Annotated in this window: 5 protein-coding genes; all 5 read left to right on the top strand. The window is 47.8% G+C overall.

Going from position 1 to position 2,090, the window contains the following annotated elements:
• Positions 1-198, top strand: a 198-nt coding sequence (locus BLQ17_RS23045) for a hypothetical protein (RefSeq protein ID WP_218121888.1), incomplete at its 5' end; no start/stop codon positions are given.
• Positions 199-207: 9 nt separating this feature from the next.
• Positions 208-474 carry a hypothetical protein gene (locus BLQ17_RS21925; protein WP_092226414.1) on the top strand — a complete coding sequence of 89 codons (267 nt, stop codon included), beginning with the start codon at positions 208-210 and terminating at the stop codon, positions 472-474.
• Positions 471-659 (top strand): hypothetical protein, encoded by a 189-nt coding sequence (locus BLQ17_RS21920; RefSeq protein WP_092226412.1) that lies wholly within the window; start codon positions 471-473, stop codon positions 657-659. The genes BLQ17_RS21925 and BLQ17_RS21920 overlap by 4 nt, the downstream gene beginning before the upstream one ends.
• A gap of 3 nt (positions 660-662) precedes the next feature.
• The gene (locus BLQ17_RS21915) at positions 663-1,574 is read left to right on the top strand and encodes a hypothetical protein (RefSeq protein WP_092226410.1); all 912 of its coding nucleotides are present in this window, start codon (positions 663-665) and stop codon (positions 1,572-1,574) included.
• A 49-nt stretch (positions 1,575-1,623) separates the two neighbouring features.
• Positions 1,624-2,090, top strand: a 467-nt coding sequence (locus BLQ17_RS21910; protein ID WP_176761405.1) for a helix-turn-helix domain-containing protein, incomplete at its 3' end; no start/stop codon positions are given.

The following is a 2,090-nucleotide window of genomic DNA, read 5'->3' as shown; positions in this document are numbered from 1 at the left end:
AGGCGCACCTGGGGTGAGTCAATGCGTAAGCAATCCACTCGCAAACTTTTTAGCCCCATGGTGCCGCTTAAAAAAAGTGATTTTGATGAGTATTGGCAGCTGCCTCTGTATCGGGTCAGGGTCAATGGAAGGTGGAGCTCTGATGCTGCAAAGTGGACATTTTACACCAAAGGGCAAGTTGTAGAGAAATGGTTTTGAGGAGCAGATATGAACTGGAAACCACAACAAGAAGCCAAATGGCTTGAGGTCGAGATTGACGGCAAGGTTATAGGGATTCTCGAAGTACACCCGGAAAAACCAAAGCAGATCGAAGAAGAAAATAGGCTGAAAGATTTAAAAGGTATTGTTCTTCGTCCTGCTTCTTTCGAATCCATGGTGCGATGGAACGCAAAAACCATGCTTACAAAACGCATGATAAACACCATGCGCCGGCTTTACCTGAAGTCTCGAAAGAAAATAGAGGCAGCCTCATGAGCAGGGTTCTTTGTCAGATGCAGACAGTCGGCCATAAAAAGAATCTTGAGGAAGTGCCAAGGGCCTGGTGCAGAAAGACCCAATATCAGGCCCTCTGTGCCAAGTGCAGATACAACGAAGGAAGAGAAGTGTCTATTTATCAGCAAGAGAAAAAGCAGAACCGTCGAGGTCTGGAGGATAGGTAAAGGATGAACACAGATATCCGAATAGCCGTGTCATTCCGTGGCAACCGCAAAAGAAAAAAACTGGCTCTTCTTCTCGGCCCGGGTGCGACCGATTACCTGCTTGATTTATGGATAGGTGTTGCTATGAGCAATCCTACCGGCATGCTAGTAGCATGGGACGAGCATGACATAGCATTAGAAGCAGGATGGCAAAAGGACTCAAAAGAGTTCGTTGATGCACTTATGAAGGTTGGATTTTTGGAAATAAACGATGATGGAGTGTACCAGTTGCACGATTGGGAGGACCATCAGGGGTATGTAATCCACGCACAAGACCGTCGAGAACGGGCAAAAAAGGCAGCGGCAGCAAGATGGGAAAAGAAAAAAAATGATAAAAAACAAGAAGATAATGCTAAAGGCAAGCAAGACGCATGCGTCGAGCAATGCAAAGAGCATGCAGATAGCAATGCCCCTACTCCTACTCCTACTCCTATTCCTACTCCTATAGTAACAGATTATTGTCCGGAGCCTTCTGAAGAAGTCGCCGAACCGGAAGCGACAGATGAACCGGTCGAATCTCCAGTGTTGGTTTTTCCGTTGATCCCTCGTGATGGAGATTTCCCCGTTTTGCAAAAAGACATCGACGAATGGCAAGAGACGTTCCCGGGCATTGACGTCCTCCAGGTGCTCAAGCGAGCTCGTCAGTGGAGCATTGACAATCCAAAGCGGCGTAAAACCAAAGCCGGTATCCGGAACCACATCTCGACCTGGCTCAGCAAGGAGCAGAACAAGGCAAGGGCTGCACCTGGTTCTGTTCCTCATGGCAAAGTTAACTGCGAGATCTGTCAGTACAACCAGCGTGCACCCTGCAAGAACCTGAACAAGGAGGGTTTCGACAAAGAGAGGTGTGACTCGTACAAACCGATTGCGAATTGATGTTGGCAGGAAGCGGTCTTTGTACTGAAAAATGAAAAAGGAAGAGGTAATGGCAAGACCGAAAGGAACGGGAAAATACAAACCGGAATACGATCAAATCGCATACGTGGCATGCGTTGAAGGCGGTTTTACGGTGTCGAAAGTAGCAAAGCTGTTTGGTGTCGACAGGGCAACAGTTTATCGGTGGATGGACAATCATGAAAGTTTTCGCGACTCCATAAAAAGCGGCAGGGATAAATTCGATACAATGACCGCGGAAGATTCTCTCCTCAAGCGCATCAAAGGATATCGAACGAAAGAGTCCACCCAGGAGCTGAAGATAATCATTGATCCGGAAACCGGAGAAACAGAGGAGAAGCTTGTCACGACAAAGACTGTGAACAAGGCGGTCGCTTCTGATGTTACCGCTACGATCTTCTTTCTGAAAAACAGGGCCCCGGAACGCTGGAGGGATGCAAAGCATTTGGAACATACGGGCAAAGACGGAGGCCCCATCAAAACCGACAGCTCCAATAC

The organism is Desulforhopalus singaporensis (assembly GCF_900104445.1).
Classification (GTDB): domain Bacteria; phylum Desulfobacterota; class Desulfobulbia; order Desulfobulbales; family Desulfocapsaceae; genus Desulforhopalus_A; species Desulforhopalus_A singaporensis.
The sequence above is the reverse complement of the archived record's forward strand: the minus strand, read 5'-3'. Positions and strand labels throughout refer to the sequence as shown.

Bases quoted from the DNA above. Each gene is read 5' to 3' on its own strand.
- BLQ17_RS21920 (WP_092226412.1), top strand. From the start codon at position 471: ATGAGCAGGGTTCTTTGTCAGATGCAGACAGTCGGCCATAAAAAGAAT.
- BLQ17_RS21925 (WP_092226414.1), top strand. From the start codon at position 208: ATGAACTGGAAACCACAACAAGAAGCCAAATGGCTTGAGGTCGAGATT.
- BLQ17_RS21915 (WP_092226410.1), top strand. From the start codon at position 663: ATGAACACAGATATCCGAATAGCCGTGTCATTCCGTGGCAACCGCAAA.